Here is a 15,079-nt window from a genome sequence, read left to right as displayed (position 1 = left end):
CGGACAGGGACACGGACGCGGACAGGGATACGGACGCGGACAGGGATACGGACAGGGGCCCGGCGGGCCGGCCGCCGGGCCCGGGTCAGACGGACTGCATGGAGTCGGCGGTCCCCACCGGACCGCGTACCGCCTCCCGGCGTATCGCGTCGGCGATGTCGACGGCGCGGTCCACCAGCGAGGGAACACCGAACGTGAAGAACAGCGACCCCGAGGCGAGGTCCCCCAGGGCGTAGATCTGCCGGTCGGTGCCGGCGGGGGTGCGCAGACCGCTGGTGGCCCGGGCGACACCCACTCCGCCGCGCGGATGCCGCACGGCGAGCCCCCGGCCGGTCAGCGAGTCGATCAGCGGCGCGGCGGCCGGCGGCACGCGGTGGGCCGGCGGGCTCACCGCGTTGACGACGACGTCGGCGCGCAGGACACCCTCGGCGCCGTGCACCTCGAACCCCCCGGACGCCGTGGGGCGGATGGACTCCACCCCGCGCACCATGCTCAGCCGTCCGCCGTCGGCCTGCTCCAGCAGCGCCGCCGCGCTGGACGGCGGCATGGGGCAGCACAGGCTCATGATCGTCCGGTAGTGATCGCGCAGCAGCCGCTCCCGGTCCGGCTCGCGCAGCAGCGGCCACACGTCGGGTCCGGTGTCCGGCACCGCGCGCTGCAGGATGCGCAAACCGGGGTCGGGGTCGTCGACCATGCCGAGCTGGCGGCGCAGCCGGGCGAGCGGGTGCTCGCCGCCGTCCGGGCCGATCTCCCGCAGCACGGTGCCGAGGCTGGAGCCGGCGGCCGTCAGCTCGGTCCGCATGAGGGCCACGGCGTCCTCCAGCGCCAGCCGCTCGCCGCGCGCCGACTGCGCGCGGAAGCGCGCCGCGGTGAAGAACCGCAGCTCGTGCTCGATCGGCTGCTGCCGGACACCGGGCAGGACGCCGCGCCGGGACGCCATGACGACGTTCCCGGTGTGTCCGGCGGCGGTGAGGGACAGCACCACGTCCACCGCGGTCAGCCCGCTGCCCAGCACGACCACCCGGTCGCGCGCGCCGATTCCGGCCAGCCGCCACACCACCGGGTAGGGATCGGCGATGAAACGCGGCACGCCGGTCAATCCGTACGGATCGGCCGGCGGCCCGGTGCCGACGCACAACACCACCTGGTCCAGGGTGCAAGAGGCCTGGTCGTCGGCGGTGCGGGCGACGAGAAGGCCGCCCTCGCGGGCCAGATCGGTGACGGCCTCGCGCACGAGCCGGATGCGGCAGCCCCGGGCCGCCAGCCGGCTCAGTGCGCCGCGGGCGCACTGTTCGAGATAGTCGCCGTAGACGGCCCGTGGCGGAAACGCGATGCCCGCCCGCGCGTCCACGTGGTCCTTGTGCGGGTCCAGCAGGACCGCGCGCGTCTGCAGCCAGCGAGTGAAGTGGTCCGGGTCTGCGGCGTGCACCGTCATGTCCTCGGGCGGGGCATTCACCCGCAGGACCGCCGAGTCCGGTTGATAGGCGCGGCCCCGCCAGAGATGCGGGGACGGGTCGAATACGGTTACTGAGCCCGGGACGTCTTCGTGCCGGCTCAGCGCATCGAGCAGACATACTGCGGAGGCGCCCCCTCCGACTATTCCCATGCCTGTTGGAATCGGCATGCGTGAACCCCCGTTTCCCTTCCAGGGTGGTGTTCTTTCGGTGGCCGCCGCATTCCAGAACCGAAAACTGAAATCGATAAGGGGACGGTGCGTGGAAGTCGTTCGCGCCGTCTGGTGAACCGGAATACGTACGTGCGAAAGTACGGGTACATTCTTGTGACGTATGCGGGGCGTCCCTGGCGTGTGCACGCATACCGGATGACGGATTCGCGCACGGCGGGCGCGGTGGCCGTGGCGGGCCACCGGCCGGATGCGAGGGGGTGGGACGGGAGCGCCCCCGGCGGGGGCACCGGTGGTATCCGGGCGGGGTGTCCGGCACCTGAGCGCGGGAGCGGGAGCCGGTGGTGTCCGGCGCGTGTGCCCGCCGGACGCCGGAACGCCCCCGGCGGGGTCCCCCGCGCGAACGGGGCCGGCCGTTGTCTACGTGCGCGACAGCAGGGACTGCCGTCGCCACTCCCGCGGCGTCAGCCCATAGCGTTCCCGGAAGAGCTTGCTGAAGTGCGAGGCGCTGTCCAGCCCCCACCGTTCGGCGACGTTGGCGACCGTGAGGTGGGCGGTGCGGGGGTCGGCCAGGTCGTCGCGGCAGCGCTCCAGTCGCTGGTCGCGGATCCACAGGGCGGGGCTGGTGTTCTCCTCCTGGAAGAGCAGCTGCAGGTACCGCAGTGAGATGTTGTGGCTCCGCGCCAGCATGCTGGGGCACAGGTCGGAGGAGTTCAGACGGGCACGCGCGAACATCTTGATGCGGTGCAGGAGGGCCCGGCGGGCCGCGGCGGGGCCGGCGCCCGCCGCCCCCAGCTTCTCCGCGCACACGGCCGTGACCAGACTGGCCAGACTGCTGCCCAGCTGGTCCGCCACCGTCCGGTCGAAGTCGGCGATGTGCGGCGCCGCGGTGCGCAGGAGTCCCGCCAGCAGCACACTCGCCCCCTGTGTGCCGCACCAGGTGGCCGCCCACAGCGGGTGTTCGAGTCTGGCCCTGAGGTCGACCAGGCGATGGTCGAACTTCACGCTGACCATGTGGATCGGCCATCGCATGGACATGCGGAAGGGGTGGGAGCCGTCGTAGGAGAACAGACTGCCGGCCCGGACGACGGCCGTGCGCCCGCCCTGGCTCACCCGCACTTCGCCGTCCAGGACGCAGGTGAGGTGCAGCGGCGTGAACTCGGCCCGGCGGGCGAGGCGTTCGGTGCGTTCGACGGAGTGCGGCCCGGCTTCGATGGAGGCGAGCTGGACGGTGCCGAAAGTACCGGCGGAGATCGCTCCCCGGAACTCGCCCGGCTCCGTCCGGTAGACGTGCAGGGGCCCGCAGGCGTCGTCCACCATTTTTCCCCAGGCGTGGAAGCTCTGACGCGGGCGGGAATCTGGTGCGCGGAGCGCCCGCACTGCGGTCGGCGAGTCGGTCTGCCCGGAAGTCATGATTGGTGTCCCGGAACCGGCCCGGGTATGCTTCCACCTCGTCTTGAGCGGGGCATGAAATCTCCTTTCCTCATGCCGTGCAAACGGGTAGGAACAGATTCCGTTCGGCATTCTGTTCCAGCGCCCCGCCGGGTTGTCAGTGACGTTTACGCCATGCTAAAGAGGTAATCAACTTACTCTGCGTAGTGATCGCTCGTCGTGTGTACCGCGGCCCGGTATTTCACGGACAATGAGCGCACCGGTGCGCCCATGCAAAGAAACCGGGCGGCCGGTGTCCATGCCCGGACGGACGAGGCGGGGACGCCGGCCGCACCGTGTCGGAAAGGGCCGAAAAGCCGCCCTTGACGTCGTGGGCGTGACCCGGTGGCCGATTCTCTACGGAACGGGCACACCGCCGTGCACGACTTCGTGCTCCCACGCCTCCCGGGGCTGGGAGTGAAGCCGCCAGTAGTGCTCCGCGATGTCGTCGGGGTCGCAGGCCGTGCCGGGCGCGACCGCCCCGGGCACCGTCACCGAGGCCACGTGGACACCGGCGGGACCGTAGTGCGCGTCGAGCAGGCCGACCAGCGCCCGCACACCGGCCTTGCCGAGCCCCAGGCTGACGTAGGCCGGGTCGGGGCGTGGCATGCCGCCGGTGACCAGGATCGATCCGTGTCCCCGCGCGGCCATGTCCGGAGCGACGTGGGCGGCCATGGTCAGCGCTCCGACCACGTTGACGGCCCAGGCGTCCAGTTGTCCCCGGACGCCGAGCTCGCCCGGAGCGTCGGGACGGATGAGAGCGGCGTTGTACACGGCCGTCTCGATCGGCCCCAGTTCCGACGCCGCCGTGCTCAGCGCGTCGCGCAGCGCCGCCTCGTCCGTGCTGTCGGCGGTCAGCGGCAGGACCGTGCGCCCGCTGTGCCCGACGGTCGCGGCGGACCGTTCCACGGTGCTCCGGCGGCGTGCGATCACGGCCACGGAGAAACCTTCCCGAGCGAACCGTTCCGCGACCGATGTGCCGATTCCTGGCCCCGCACCGACCACCACTGCTGCCGGCATCGTCAGCTCCCTTGCTTCCGAGGTCTGTTACGCCCCGGAGCGTATGCTCCGCGAGCGGTGCGAACACATTCCGCCGCGCGCGTCACCCACCCGGAAGCGGGGCCGCCGGCGCGCGAGGTGACAGACAGTCAGATTTCCAGCCACACGGACCCGGCGCATTCGAGCCCCCGGTACGGCACTGGGGCGACGGAAGTGTTCCCGCCACCCCAGTGGTGCGCCCGTGACTCAGGTCATCCCCGGTTCTCGACCCAGGTCCTCACGACGTCGCCGGCGGATACAGCGCCCGCGGCAACCGCGAGGCCGCGCCCGCGTCCAGCAGCCACAGGGTGCGGCCGCGCCCGTACGCCCCCGCCGCCGGCGCCTGGATCTCCCCGGCGCCCGACAGGGCGATCGCCGCCGCCTCCGCCTTGTCCTCACCGGCGGCCAGCAGCCACACCTCGCGGGCCGCGCGGATCGCCGGGAGCGTCAGCGTCACCCGGGTCGGCGGCGGCTTCGGCGCGCCGTGCACCCCGACCACCGTCCGCTCCGTCTCCCGCACCGCGGGCAGCTCCGGGAACAGCGACGCCACATGCGTGTCGGGACCGACGCCCAGCATCAGCACGTCGAACACCGGGACCGCGCCATGGTTCCCGGGGCCGGCCGAGGCGGCCAGCTCCTCCGCGTACGCCGCGGCCGCCGCGTCCACGTCGGAACCGTACGGGCCGTCCGACGCCGGCATCGGGTGCACCCGCTTCGGGTCGAGCGGCACCGAGTCGAGCAGCGCCGCGCGGGCCTGCGTGACATTGCGCTCCGGATCACCCTCCGGCAGGAACCGCTCGTCGCCCCACCACAGGTCCAGCCGGCCCCAGTCGACCGCGTCACGGGCCGGCGCCTCGGACAGCGCCGCCAGCACGCCGTTGCCGTTGCGCCCGCCCGTCAGCACCACGGAAGCCGAACCCCGGGAGGCCTGCGCGTCCACGATCCTGGTGATCAGCCGGGCCGCCGCGGCCCGGGCCATCAGCTCCTTGTCGCGGTGCACGACCAGCTGAGGTGCCGTGCTCATTTCGCCGCCGCCTTCCTCGCCGGTGCCCTCTTGGCCGCCGCACGCCTGGCGGGAGCCTTCGCGGCCGTCTCCACGGGCGCCTCGACGGCCGCGGGGGCGTCGCCGGTCACCTCGGGACGGTCCGCCGACGGAGTGCCGTCGCCCACCGCACCCGGTGCGTTCAGCCGGTCCACGCCGTAGCGCAGCGCCGAGGCGTACGTGTCGTCCGGGTCGAGCCGCCGCAGCTCCTCCGCGATCAGCTCGGCCGTCTCCCGCCGCTTCAGCGCCACCGCGCGGGCCGGCTGGCCCTCGATGGACAGGGTCGCCAGGGAGCCGTCCGCCCGGTCCAGCACGATCGGCCCGCAGTCGGTGTCCATCCGGACCGCGGTCAGCCCCGGCCCGTCCGACAGCGAGCGCCGCACGGGCACGCCGAGCCGGTCCGCGAGCCACATCGCGAGCAGTTCGCAGCTCGGGTTGAACTCCTCGCCCTCCACCTCGACGCCCCGCACCTCGCAGACGACCTGGTCGAGCGCCGCCGCCAGCATCGAACGCCAGGGCGTGATCCGGGTCCAGGACAGGTCGGTGTCGCCGGGCGTGTACGACTCGGCGCGGGCCACGAGGTCCCGTACCGGCTGCTCGGAGGCGTAGCTGTCGGTGACCCGGCGCTGCGCCAGCGCGCCGAGCGGGTCGCTCGCCGGGTCGAGCGGGGCGTCCACCGGCCACCAGACCACCACGGGGGCGTCCGGCAGCAGCAGCGGCAGCACCACCGACTGGGCGTGGCCGACGACGTCGCCGTACAGCCGCAGTACGACCGTCTCGCCGGTGCCCGCGTCCGCGCCGACCCGTACCTCGGCGTCCAGCCGCGAGCGGGTGCGGTCGCGGGGCGTGCGCGAGACGCGCCGGACGACCACGAGGGTGCGCGACGGATGCTCGCGGGACGCCTCGTTCGCGGCCTTCAGCGCGTCGTAGGCGTTCTCCTCGTCCGTCACGATGACCAGCGTGAGGACCATGCCGACGGCCGGCGTGCCGAGGGCGCGGCGGCCCTGCACCAGCGCCTTGTTGATCTTGCCGGCCGTGGTGTCCGTGAGGTCCGTCTTCATGGCCGGCGCCAGCTCCGTCCGTCTCGCTCGAGCATGTCGTCCGCCTCGACGGGGCCCCAGGTGCCGGCCGGGTACTGGGCGGGCTTGCCGTGCGTGTCCCAGTACTCCTCGATCGGGTCGAGGATCTTCCAGGACAGCTCGACCTCCTCGGTGCGCGGGAAGAGGTTCGAGTCGCCGAGCAGCACGTCCAGGATCAGCCGCTCGTACGCCTCCGGGCTGGACTCCGTGAACGACTCGCCGTACGCGAAGTCCATCGACACGTCCCGGATCTCCATGGACGTACCGGGGACCTTCGATCCGAAGCGGACCGTGACGCCCTCGTCGGGCTGGACGCGGATCACGATCGCGTTCTGGCCGAGCTCCTCCGTCGCCGTCGTGTCGAAGGGGGAGTGCGGGGCGCGCTGGAAGACGACCGCGATCTCCGTGACCCGCCGGCCCAGCCGCTTGCCGGTGCGCAAGTAGAAGGGGATGCCCGCCCAGCGGCGGTTGTCGATGCCCACCTTGATCGCGGCGTACGTGTCGGTCTTCGACGCAGGGTCGATGCCCTCCTCGTCGAGATAGCCCACCGCCTTCGCGCCGCCCTGCCAGCCGGCCGCGTACTGTCCGCGCACCGTGTCGCGCCCGAGGTCCTTCGGCAGCCGCACCGCACCGAGCACCTTGGTCTTCTCCGCGGCCAGCGCGTCCGCGTCGAAGGAGGCGGGCTCCTCCATCGCGGTCAGCGCGAGCAGCTGGAGCAGGTGGTTCTGGATGACGTCGCGGGCGGCGCCGATACCGTCGTAGTAGCCCGCCCGCCCGCCGATGCCGATGTCCTCGGCCATGGTGATCTGCACGTGGTCCACGAAGGACCGGTTCCAGATCGGCTCGAACATCGTGTTGGCGAACCGCAGCGCCAGGATGTTCTGGACGGTCTCCTTGCCCAGATAGTGGTCGATGCGGAAGACCTGGTCCGGGGCGAAGACCTCGTGGACGACCCGGTTGAGCTCCTCGGCCGACCTCAGGTCGTGCCCGAACGGCTTCTCGATCACCGCGCGCCGCCAGGAACCGCCCGTCTGGTCGGCCAGCCCGTGCTTCTTCAGCTGCTGGATGACCACCGGGAAGGACCGCGGCGGCACCGACAGGTAGAAGGCGAAGTTGCCGCCCGTGCCCTGTGCCTTGTCCAGCTCGTCGATCGTGGCGCGCAGCCGCTCGAAGGCGTCGTCGTCGTCGAACGTGCCCTGCACGAAGCGCATGCCCTGGACGAGCTGCTGCCAGACCTCCTCGCGGAAGGGCGTGCGCGCGTGCTCCTTGACGGCGTCGTGGACCTCCTGCGCGAAGTCCTCGTGCTGCCACTCGCGGCGCGCGAAACCGACGAGGGAGAACCCCGGCGGCAGCAGACCCCGGTTGGCGAGGTCGTACACCGCGGGCATCAGCTTCTTGCGGGACAGGTCGCCCGTGACGCCGAAGATGACCAGGCCCGACGGCCCCGCGATCCGCGGGAGCCGTCGGTCCGAGGGGTCACGAAGCGGGTTCGCTCCGGAACCGGAAACGGGGGGCAAGATCTCAGCCCTCCGACGGGGCGAGGCGCTGGAGCTCGGCCTCGGTCGACTTCAGCAGGTCGTTCCAGGACGACTCGAACTTCTCGATGCCCTCTTCCTCGAGGAGCAGCACCACGTCGTCGTACGCGATGCCGAGCGCCTCGACCGCGTCCAGGTCGGCGCGGGCCTGCTCGTAGGTCCCGGCGACCGTGTTCCCGGTGATCTCACCGTGGTCCCCGGTGGCCTCCAGGGTGGCTTCCGGCATGGTGTTCACCGTGTTCGGCGCCACCAGGTCGGTGACGTACATGGTGTCCTTGTACGCCGGGTCCTTCACGCCCGTGGACGCCCACAGCGGACGCTGCCGGTTCGCGCCCGCGTTCTCCAGCACCGACCAGCGCTCCGAGGAGAAGACACCCTCGTACGCCTCGTAGGCCAGGCGCGCGTTGGCGACGGCGGCCTTGCCGCGCAGCGCCTTCGCCTCGTCCGTGCCGAGCGCGTCGAGCCGCTTGTCGATCTCGGTGTCCACGCGGGACACGAAGAAGGACGCCACGGAGTGGATCTGCGACAGGTCCAGGCCACGCTCCCTGGCCTTCTCCAGGCCGGACAGGAACGCGTCCATGACCTCGCGGTAGCGCTCGAGGGAGAAGATCAGCGTGACGTTGACGCTGATGCCGTGGCCGATCACCTCGGTGATCGCCGGCAGACCCGCCCGGGTCGCCGGGATCTTGATGAGCGTGTTCGGCCGGTCCACCAGCCACGCCAGCTGCCTGGCCTCGGCGACGGTCGCCCGCGTGTGGTGCGCCAGACGCGGGTCCACCTCGATGGAGACCCGGCCGTCCTGTCCGCCGGTCGCGTCGAACACCGGGCGCAGGATGTCGGCGGCGTCCCGGACGTCCGCCGTCGTGATCATGCGGACGGCCTCTTCGACCGTGACCCTGCGCGCGGCGAGGTCGGTGAGCTGCTGGTCGTAGCCGTGGCCCTCCGAGATCGCCTTCTGGAAGATCGACGGGTTGGTGGTGACGCCCACGACGTGCTGCTGGTCGATCAGCTCGGCCAGGTTGCCGGACGTGATCCGCTTGCGCGACAGGTCGTCCAGCCAGATCGCGACGCCCTCCTCGGAGAGGCGCTTGAGTGCGTCTGTCATGGAAATTCCATCTCCTACGTGTCGTATGTGAGCGTCAGCGCCGGGCGGCGGCGAGTGATTCCCGCGCCACGGCGGCCACGTTCTCGGCGGTGAAGCCGAACTCGCGGAACAGCACCTTGCCGTCGGCGGACGCACCGAAGTGCTCCAGGGAGACGATGCGGCCCGCGTCCCCCACGTACTTGTGCCACGTCAGACCGATACCGGCCTCGACCGCCACGCGCGCCTTCACCGACGGCGGCAGGACGCTGTCCCGGTACCCCTGGTCCTGCTCCTCGAACCACTCCACGGACGGCATCGACACCACACGCGTCGGCGTGCCCGCCGCCTGCAACTGCTCCCGCGCCTCCACCGCCACGTGCACCTCGGAACCGGTGGCGATCAGGACGACCTCCGGCGCGCCGCCCTCCGCCTCGAACAGCACGTAGCCGCCCTTGGCCGCGTCCTCGTTCGGCGCGTACGTCGGCACGCCCTGCCGGGTCAGCGCCAGGCCGTGCGGGGCGCCCTTGCCGAACTCCTTCGTCCAGCGGCGCAGGATCTCGCGCCAGGCGGTCGCCGTCTCGTTCGCGTCGGCCGGGCGCACCACGTTCAGACCGGGGATGGCGCGCAGCGAGGCCAGGTGCTCCACCGGCTGGTGGGTCGGGCCGTCCTCGCCGAGACCGATGGAGTCGTGCGTCCACACGTACGTCACCGGCAGGTGCATCAGCGCGGACAGCCGCACCGCGTTGCGCATGTAGTCGGAGAACACCAGGAAGGTGCCGCCGTAGATCCGGGTGTTGCCGTGCAGCGCGATGCCGTTCATCTCCGCGGCCATGGCGTGCTCGCGGATGCCGAAGTGGATGGTGCGGCCGTACGGGTCCGCCTCCGGCATCGGGTTGCCCGCCGGAAGGAAGGAGCTCGTCTTGTCGATGGTGGTGTTGTTGGAGCCCGCCAGGTCGGCCGAGCCGCCCCACAGCTCCGGGATCACCGCGCCGAGCGCCTGCAGGACCTTGCCGGACGCGGCACGCGTGGCGACCGCCTTGCCCGGCTCGAAGACCGGGAGCGTGTCCTCCCAGCCCTTGGGCAGCTCGCCCGCGGCGACCCGGTCGAACTCGGCGGCCCGCTCCGGGTTCGCGGCGCGCCACGCCCGGAACGACTTCTCCCACTCGGCCCGCGCCGCACGGCCGCGCTCCAGCGCGCCACGGGTGTGCGCGAGGACCTCCTCGGACACCTCGAAGGTCTGCTCAGGGTCGAAGCCGAGGACGCGCTTGGTGGCGGCCACCTCGTCGTCGCCGAGCGCCGAGCCGTGGGCGGCCTCGGTGTTCTGCGCGTTCGGAGCGGGCCAGGCGATGATCGAACGCATCGCGATGAACGACGGCCGGTCCGTGACGGTCTTGGCCTCCTCGACCGCGGCATGGATCGCCACCGGGTCCAGGTCGCCGTTCTCCTGCGGCGCGACGCGCTGCACGTGCCAGCCGTACGCCTCGTACCGCTTGACGACGTCCTCCGAGACGGCCGTCTCCGTGTCGCCCTCGATGGAGATGTGGTTGTCGTCCCACAGAAGCACCAGGTTGCCGAGCTTCTGGTGCCCGGCCAGCGAGGACGCCTCCGCGGAGATGCCCTCCTGCAGGCAGCCGTCACCGGCGACGCAGAAGACGAAGTGGTCGAACGGGGAGGTGCCCTCGGCCGCCTCCGGGTCGAACAGGCCGCGCTCGTAGCGGGCGGCCATCGCCATGCCGACCGCGTTGGCGACACCCTGGCCCAGCGGGCCGGTGGTCGTCTCCACGCCCGTGGTGTGGCCGTACTCCGGGTGGCCGGGGGTCTTCGAGCCCCAGGTCCGGAAAGCCTTCAGATCATCCAGCTCAAGACCGAAACCGGCCAGGTACAGCTGGGTGTAGAGGGTCAGGGACGAGTGGCCGGCGGACAGCACGAAGCGGTCGCGTCCGACCCAGTCGGCGTCCGCCGGGTCGTGCCGCATCACCTTCTGGAAGAGGGTGTAGGCGGCGGGGGCCAGGCTCATCGCCGTACCGGGATGGCCGTTGCCGACCTTCTGTACGGCATCGGCGGCCAGGACGCGCGCGGTGTCGACGGCCCGCTGGTCCAGCTCGGTCCAGTCGAGGTCTGTGGTGGTCGGCTTGGTGCTCACCCTGAGTCAGGGCTCCTCTCCACATGTCGGATGCCGGTGCACGTGACGCCCACCGGCTGCCGGCGTACTGCTGGGCAATGGCCGGACGCAGCCGAGCCTACCCCCGAAGCGCGTACGATTTTTCGGTCCATTCCAGACTGCCGGTCCCCTTTGCAAGGCGCTCTCGACCAGGCCTGTTCGATATTCGGCATCCGCATCCGGAGGCGGCCGAACGAGCGCTCGATCGAGCGCCGGAACGCCCTTCGGAGGGCGCCCCGGCCAGGACACGACACCCCCCTGCGAGCGGGCCCGCCAACACGACCGACCCCCGCGGAGATCCAGGTGTGGGCAACGTCTACAGTGGCGTGGTACGCGCGGGCCTTCACCCGGAATTCACACCGGCCGGCCCGCTGGGATGTCTCTTAGGGGTGTGCGTGACGGCCGTTGAATCCCGTCCAGCGGGGGTAATCGGTGCGAGCCAAAGCCCGGTCCACCGGCCGTTCGGGGCCCGTGTCATGGGCTTCGTGGCTCTCACGAAGCCGCGGATCATCGAACTGCTGCTCATCACCACCGTTCCGGTGATGTTCCTCGCGCAGCGGGGCGTGCCCGACCTCGGCCTCGTGCTGCTCACCTGCCTCGGCGGCTACCTCTCCGCGGGCGGCGCCAACGCGCTGAACATGTACATCGACCGTGACATCGACGCGCTCATGGACCGCACCTCCCGGCGCCCGATCGTCACCGGCATGGTCAGCCCCGCCGAGGCCCTCGTCTTCGGCATCGCCCTGGCGGTCGTCTCCACCCTGCTGTTCGGCCTCACCGTCAACTGGCTCTCGGCCTGGCTCGCCCTCGGCGCCCTCCTCTTCTACGTCGTCGTCTACACGATGATCCTCAAGCGCCGCACCTCGCAGAACATCGTCTGGGGCGGCATCGCCGGCTGCATGCCGGTGCTGATCGGCTGGTCGTCCGTCACGAACTCCATGGCGTGGGCGCCGGTCATCCTCTTCCTCGTCATGTTCTTCTGGACGCCGCCGCACTACTGGCCGCTGTCCATGAAGGTCCGTGACGACTACGCGCGCGTGGGCGTGCCGATGCTCCCGGTCGTCGCCTCCAACAAGGTCGTCGCCCGCCAGATCGTCCTCTACAGCTGGGTGATGGTCGGCGTGTCGCTGCTGCTGACGCCGCTCGGCTACACCGGCTGGTTCTACACGGCCGTCGCCCTGCTGGCCGGCGGCTTCTGGCTGTGGGAGGCGCACGGGCTGCAGAACCGCGCCAAGGCCGAGGTGACCGGCGCGAAGCTCAAGGAGATGCGCCTGTTCCACTGGTCCATCACCTACGTGTCGATCGTCTTCCTGGCGATCGCGGTGGATCCGTTCCTGAGCTGAACCCCCCTGATTCCCGCGCGGGCGGGGGTGCGTGGCCAAAGCCACTCACCCCCGCCCGTCGCCGTTTGGCCTACCCGTGGGTAGCATCCTGGCCATGGCAGACACCAAGCAGGTTGACGAAGGCGACGGCGGCGCCCGGCAGGACGCCAGGGAACAGCGCCGGGTGGCCAGGGTCGCCCGCCGGATCGGCGCCTTCGCCAAGGCGCACGGCGGGGCCGAGGGCCAGGTGGCGTACCTCGGGGAGCGCGGCTCCCGGATCGTGCTCGTCGGCGCGGACGGCGGCTGGGGCGACATCGTGGCACCCACCGGGATCGCCCGGCAGGCCGTCGAGAAGTCCGGCATCACCGTCCACGAGGACTTCGACGGCGAGTTCGCGGCCAGGGTCAGGACCGGGCCGTACGAGTGGTCCCGCATGGCGGGCATCCAGGTGGGCGGCAAGAGCAACACCTGATCGCCCGTTCACCCGTTAGGACCGTAGGAAGCCGTTCGACGCGGCACGGTCCAGCCACGGGGAGCCCGGATGATCGAGACGCCGTCCCTCGTGGACCAGTACTGCCACGGCGTGGTGCGGACGGAGCTGGGCCTCGGCACCTTCGAGGCCCGGCTGTCCCGCACCGAGGGACAGCCCGCGCCGGGCACCACCCTGTTCGACACCCAGACCGGCTTCGCGGTACGCCGCTGGTGCCCGCCGCTGCTCGGACTGGAGCCGCACTGCCCGCCCGCCCGCTACCTGGCCCGGCGCCGCGAACTCGGCGCGCCGGAGGTGGGCCGCAGGCTGCTGCGCGGCAGCGGCATCACCACGTACCTCGTCGACACCGGACTGCCCGACGACCTCACCGGGCCCGACGAGATGGCCTCCGCGGGAGCCGCCGAGGCCCACGAGGTCGTGCGCCTGGAGCAGCTGGCCGAGCAGGTCGCCGACACCTCCGGCACCGTCGAGTCCTTCCTCGCCAACCTCGCCGAGTCGGTGCACGCCGCCGCGGCACACGCTGTCGCCTTCACGTCCGTCGCGGGCGTTCGGCACGGTCTCGCGGTCGCGCCCGAGCCGCCGGGCCCGGGGGAGGTGCGGGACGCCGCCGCGCGCTGGCTCGCCGCCCGCCGGGTCGGCGGCGAGCTGAGCGACCCGGTGCTGCTGCGACACCTGCTGTGGATCGCGGTCGCCTCCGGCCGGCCCCTCCAACTGCATGCGGGGCTCGGCGAGCCGGGCCTGAGGATCGACCGCACCGACCCGGTGCTGCTCACCGACTTCGTCCGGGCGACCGCCGGGCTCGGCACCGACCTGGTGCTGCTGCACGGCTACCCCTACCACCGGCACGCCGCCCACCTCGCCGGGGTGTTCCCGCACGTCTACACCGACTCGGGCGCCGCCCTGGTGCGCACCGGGGCGAGGGCCGCGACCGTCCTCGCGGAGATCCTCGAGCTGGCCCCGTTCGGCAAGATCCTCTTCTCCAGCGGCGCCCACGGGCTGCCCGAGCTGCACGTGGTGGGTGCCCGTCTGTTCCGCGAGGCCCTCGGGCGGGTGCTGGGCAACTGGGTGGTCGAGGGCGCGTGGTCCCTGGCCGACGCGGAACGAGTGGCCGGCCTGATCGCGTCGGGGAACGCCCGGCGGGTGTACGGGCTGGACCAGCGGTAGCGGAAGGTGCCGGGGCGGCGCCGGCCGGTCTCCGCTCAGGCGGTCGTCAGGGTGGCCTCGGCCGACGGGTTCGGCAGCCCGGCGCTCGTCGCGGGACGCTCGCGCAGTGACAGCAGCACCCGCAGCACCGCGATCCAGATGACGGCGGAGCCGAGCATGTGCAGGCCCACCAGCAGCTCGGGCAGGTCGGTGAAGTACTGGACGTAGCCCAGGGCGCCCTGGGCGAGGAGCACCAGGAACAGTTCGCGGGTCCGGCCGAGCGGGCCGTGCGGGGCGTCCACCGCCTTCAGCACGAACCACAGGGCGAACGCCAGCGTCACCACGATCCACGCCAGCACGGCGTGCGCCTTCGTGACCGTCTCCCAGTCGACCGGCATCCGCTCGACCTCGCTGGAGTCGCCCGCGTGCGGACCCGCGCCGGTGACGACCGTGCCGGCCAGGATCAGCAGCGTGCTCGCGCCGACCAGGACCCACACCAGCTGCTGGATCGCCGTACCGACCAGCGGACGCGGCGGCGCGTCGCCCTCCCGGGCGCGCTGCCACATCACCGTGGCGACCGCGATCAGCGCCGAGGTCGCCACGAAGTGCGCCGCGACCGTGTAGGGGTTCAGCCCGACCAGGACGACGATGCCGCCGAGGACCGCGTTGCTCATCACGATCCAGAACTGGGCCCAGCCCAGCCGGGTCAGGGAGCGCCGGTACGGCTTCTCGGAGCGCGCGGCGACGATGGCCCAGCCGACGGCGGCGCACAGGACGTACGTCAGCATGCGGTTGCCGAACTCGATGGCGCCGTGGATGCCCATCGCGCCGGTCGCGGTGAGCGAGTCGGAGGTGCACTTGGGCCAGGTCGGGCAGCCGAGGCCGGAGCCCGTCAGCCGTACGGCACCGCCGGTGACCACGATGATCACCGCCATGACGAGTGCGGAGAGGGCCGCCCGCCGAACCGTCCGGGGGGCCGGGGTCCAGCGTTCGGCGATGAAGGCGAGAGGGTTGCGTACGGCCGCCAGGGCGTCGTCGCGGGTCACGTTCGGCACGCGCACCATGGTAGGCCGCCCGTTTCTGCACGCTTTCGCGAGGGTCGCTCCCCGGTCGGCGTGCGGAAGGCGGGG

Annotated in this window: 12 protein-coding genes; 3 read left to right on the top strand and 9 right to left on the bottom strand. The window is 71.9% G+C overall.

Going from position 1 to position 15,079, the window contains the following annotated elements; all coding sequences use genetic code 11:
* Positions 1 to 85: 85 nt before the first annotated feature.
* The 8 genes from ABZ354_RS13155 to tkt all read right to left on the bottom strand — a co-directional run bounded on the left by ABZ354_RS13155 (position 86) and on the right by tkt (position 10,976).
* Complete coding sequence (locus ABZ354_RS13155; RefSeq protein WP_358656058.1) at positions 86 to 1,606, bottom strand: FAD/NAD(P)-binding protein; 1,521 nt, start codon at positions 1,604 to 1,606, stop codon at positions 86 to 88.
* A gap of 438 nt (positions 1,607 to 2,044) precedes the next feature.
* Positions 2,045 to 3,037, bottom strand: a complete 993-nt coding sequence (locus ABZ354_RS13150) for a helix-turn-helix domain-containing protein (RefSeq protein ID WP_358656056.1) — start codon at positions 3,035 to 3,037, stop codon at positions 2,045 to 2,047.
* 375 nt (positions 3,038 to 3,412) lie between these two features.
* Positions 3,413 to 4,075, bottom strand: coding sequence for an SDR family NAD(P)-dependent oxidoreductase (locus ABZ354_RS13145; RefSeq protein ID WP_358656054.1), 663 nt, complete (start codon positions 4,073 to 4,075; stop codon positions 3,413 to 3,415).
* Positions 4,076 to 4,331: 256 nt separating this feature from the next.
* Positions 4,332 to 5,117 (bottom strand): 6-phosphogluconolactonase, encoded by a 786-nt coding sequence (gene pgl, locus ABZ354_RS13140; protein ID WP_358656052.1) that lies wholly within the window; start codon positions 5,115 to 5,117, stop codon positions 4,332 to 4,334.
* A complete protein-coding gene (gene opcA / locus ABZ354_RS13135; protein ID WP_358656050.1) occupies positions 5,114 to 6,196 on the bottom strand; it encodes a glucose-6-phosphate dehydrogenase assembly protein OpcA in 1,083 nt (360 codons plus the stop codon). Before opcA ends, pgl begins: the two co-directional genes overlap by 4 nt.
* Positions 6,193 to 7,731, bottom strand: coding sequence for a glucose-6-phosphate dehydrogenase (gene zwf, locus ABZ354_RS13130; RefSeq protein ID WP_358656048.1), 1,539 nt, complete (start codon positions 7,729 to 7,731; stop codon positions 6,193 to 6,195). Before zwf ends, opcA begins: the two co-directional genes overlap by 4 nt.
* 4 nt (positions 7,732 to 7,735) lie before the next feature.
* Entirely contained in the window at positions 7,736 to 8,854 is a 1,119-nt protein-coding gene (gene tal / locus ABZ354_RS13125) for a transaldolase (protein WP_358656046.1), read from the bottom strand.
* Between the two features lie 34 nt (positions 8,855 to 8,888).
* A complete protein-coding gene (tkt, locus tag ABZ354_RS13120) occupies positions 8,889 to 10,976 on the bottom strand; it encodes a transketolase (protein ID WP_358656045.1) in 2,088 nt (695 codons plus the stop codon).
* Positions 10,977 to 11,383: 407 nt separating this feature from the next.
* Between tkt and ABZ354_RS13115 the strand changes: the two genes are divergently transcribed.
* The 3 genes from ABZ354_RS13115 to ABZ354_RS13105 all read left to right on the top strand — a co-directional run bounded on the left by ABZ354_RS13115 (position 11,384) and on the right by ABZ354_RS13105 (position 13,970).
* On the top strand, positions 11,384 to 12,337 hold the full coding sequence (locus ABZ354_RS13115) for a heme o synthase (RefSeq protein ID WP_358656043.1): 954 nt from the start codon (positions 11,384 to 11,386) through the stop codon (positions 12,335 to 12,337).
* Between the two features lie 94 nt (positions 12,338 to 12,431).
* Positions 12,432 to 12,788: a hypothetical protein gene (locus ABZ354_RS13110; protein WP_358656041.1), complete on the top strand. Its 357-nt coding sequence runs from the start codon at positions 12,432 to 12,434 to the stop codon at positions 12,786 to 12,788.
* Positions 12,789 to 12,857: 69 nt separating this feature from the next.
* Positions 12,858 to 13,970, top strand: coding sequence for an amidohydrolase family protein (locus ABZ354_RS13105; protein ID WP_358656039.1), 1,113 nt, complete (start codon positions 12,858 to 12,860; stop codon positions 13,968 to 13,970).
* Between the two features lie 35 nt (positions 13,971 to 14,005).
* On the opposite strand, the gene ABZ354_RS13100 is transcribed toward ABZ354_RS13105, so the two are convergent.
* Positions 14,006 to 15,013 (bottom strand): COX15/CtaA family protein, encoded by a 1,008-nt coding sequence (locus ABZ354_RS13100; RefSeq protein WP_358656037.1) that lies wholly within the window; start codon positions 15,011 to 15,013, stop codon positions 14,006 to 14,008.
* Between the last annotated feature and the right edge of the window lie 66 nt (positions 15,014 to 15,079).

Origin of the sequence: Streptomyces sp. NPDC005925 (genome assembly GCF_040638805.1) — a bacterium.
Lineage (GTDB): Bacteria > Actinomycetota > Actinomycetes > Streptomycetales > Streptomycetaceae > Streptomyces.
This window is presented reverse-complemented; position numbering and strand designations above follow the sequence as displayed.

Bases quoted from the DNA above. Each gene is read 5' to 3' on its own strand.
- pgl (WP_358656052.1), bottom strand. From the start codon at position 5,117: ATGAGCACGGCACCTCAGCTGGTCGTGCACCGCGACAAGGAGCTGATG.
- opcA (WP_358656050.1), bottom strand. From the start codon at position 6,196: ATGAAGACGGACCTCACGGACACCACGGCCGGCAAGATCAACAAGGCG.
- ABZ354_RS13110 (WP_358656041.1), top strand. From the start codon at position 12,432: ATGGCAGACACCAAGCAGGTTGACGAAGGCGACGGCGGCGCCCGGCAG.
- ABZ354_RS13150 (WP_358656056.1), bottom strand. From the start codon at position 3,037: ATGACTTCCGGGCAGACCGACTCGCCGACCGCAGTGCGGGCGCTCCGC.
- ABZ354_RS13155 (WP_358656058.1), bottom strand. From the start codon at position 1,606: ATGGGAATAGTCGGAGGGGGCGCCTCCGCAGTATGTCTGCTCGATGCG.
- ABZ354_RS13100 (WP_358656037.1), bottom strand. From the start codon at position 15,013: ATGGTGCGCGTGCCGAACGTGACCCGCGACGACGCCCTGGCGGCCGTA.
- ABZ354_RS13105 (WP_358656039.1), top strand. From the start codon at position 12,858: ATGATCGAGACGCCGTCCCTCGTGGACCAGTACTGCCACGGCGTGGTG.
- ABZ354_RS13145 (WP_358656054.1), bottom strand. From the start codon at position 4,075: ATGCCGGCAGCAGTGGTGGTCGGTGCGGGGCCAGGAATCGGCACATCG.
- tal (WP_358656046.1), bottom strand. From the start codon at position 8,854: ATGACAGACGCACTCAAGCGCCTCTCCGAGGAGGGCGTCGCGATCTGG.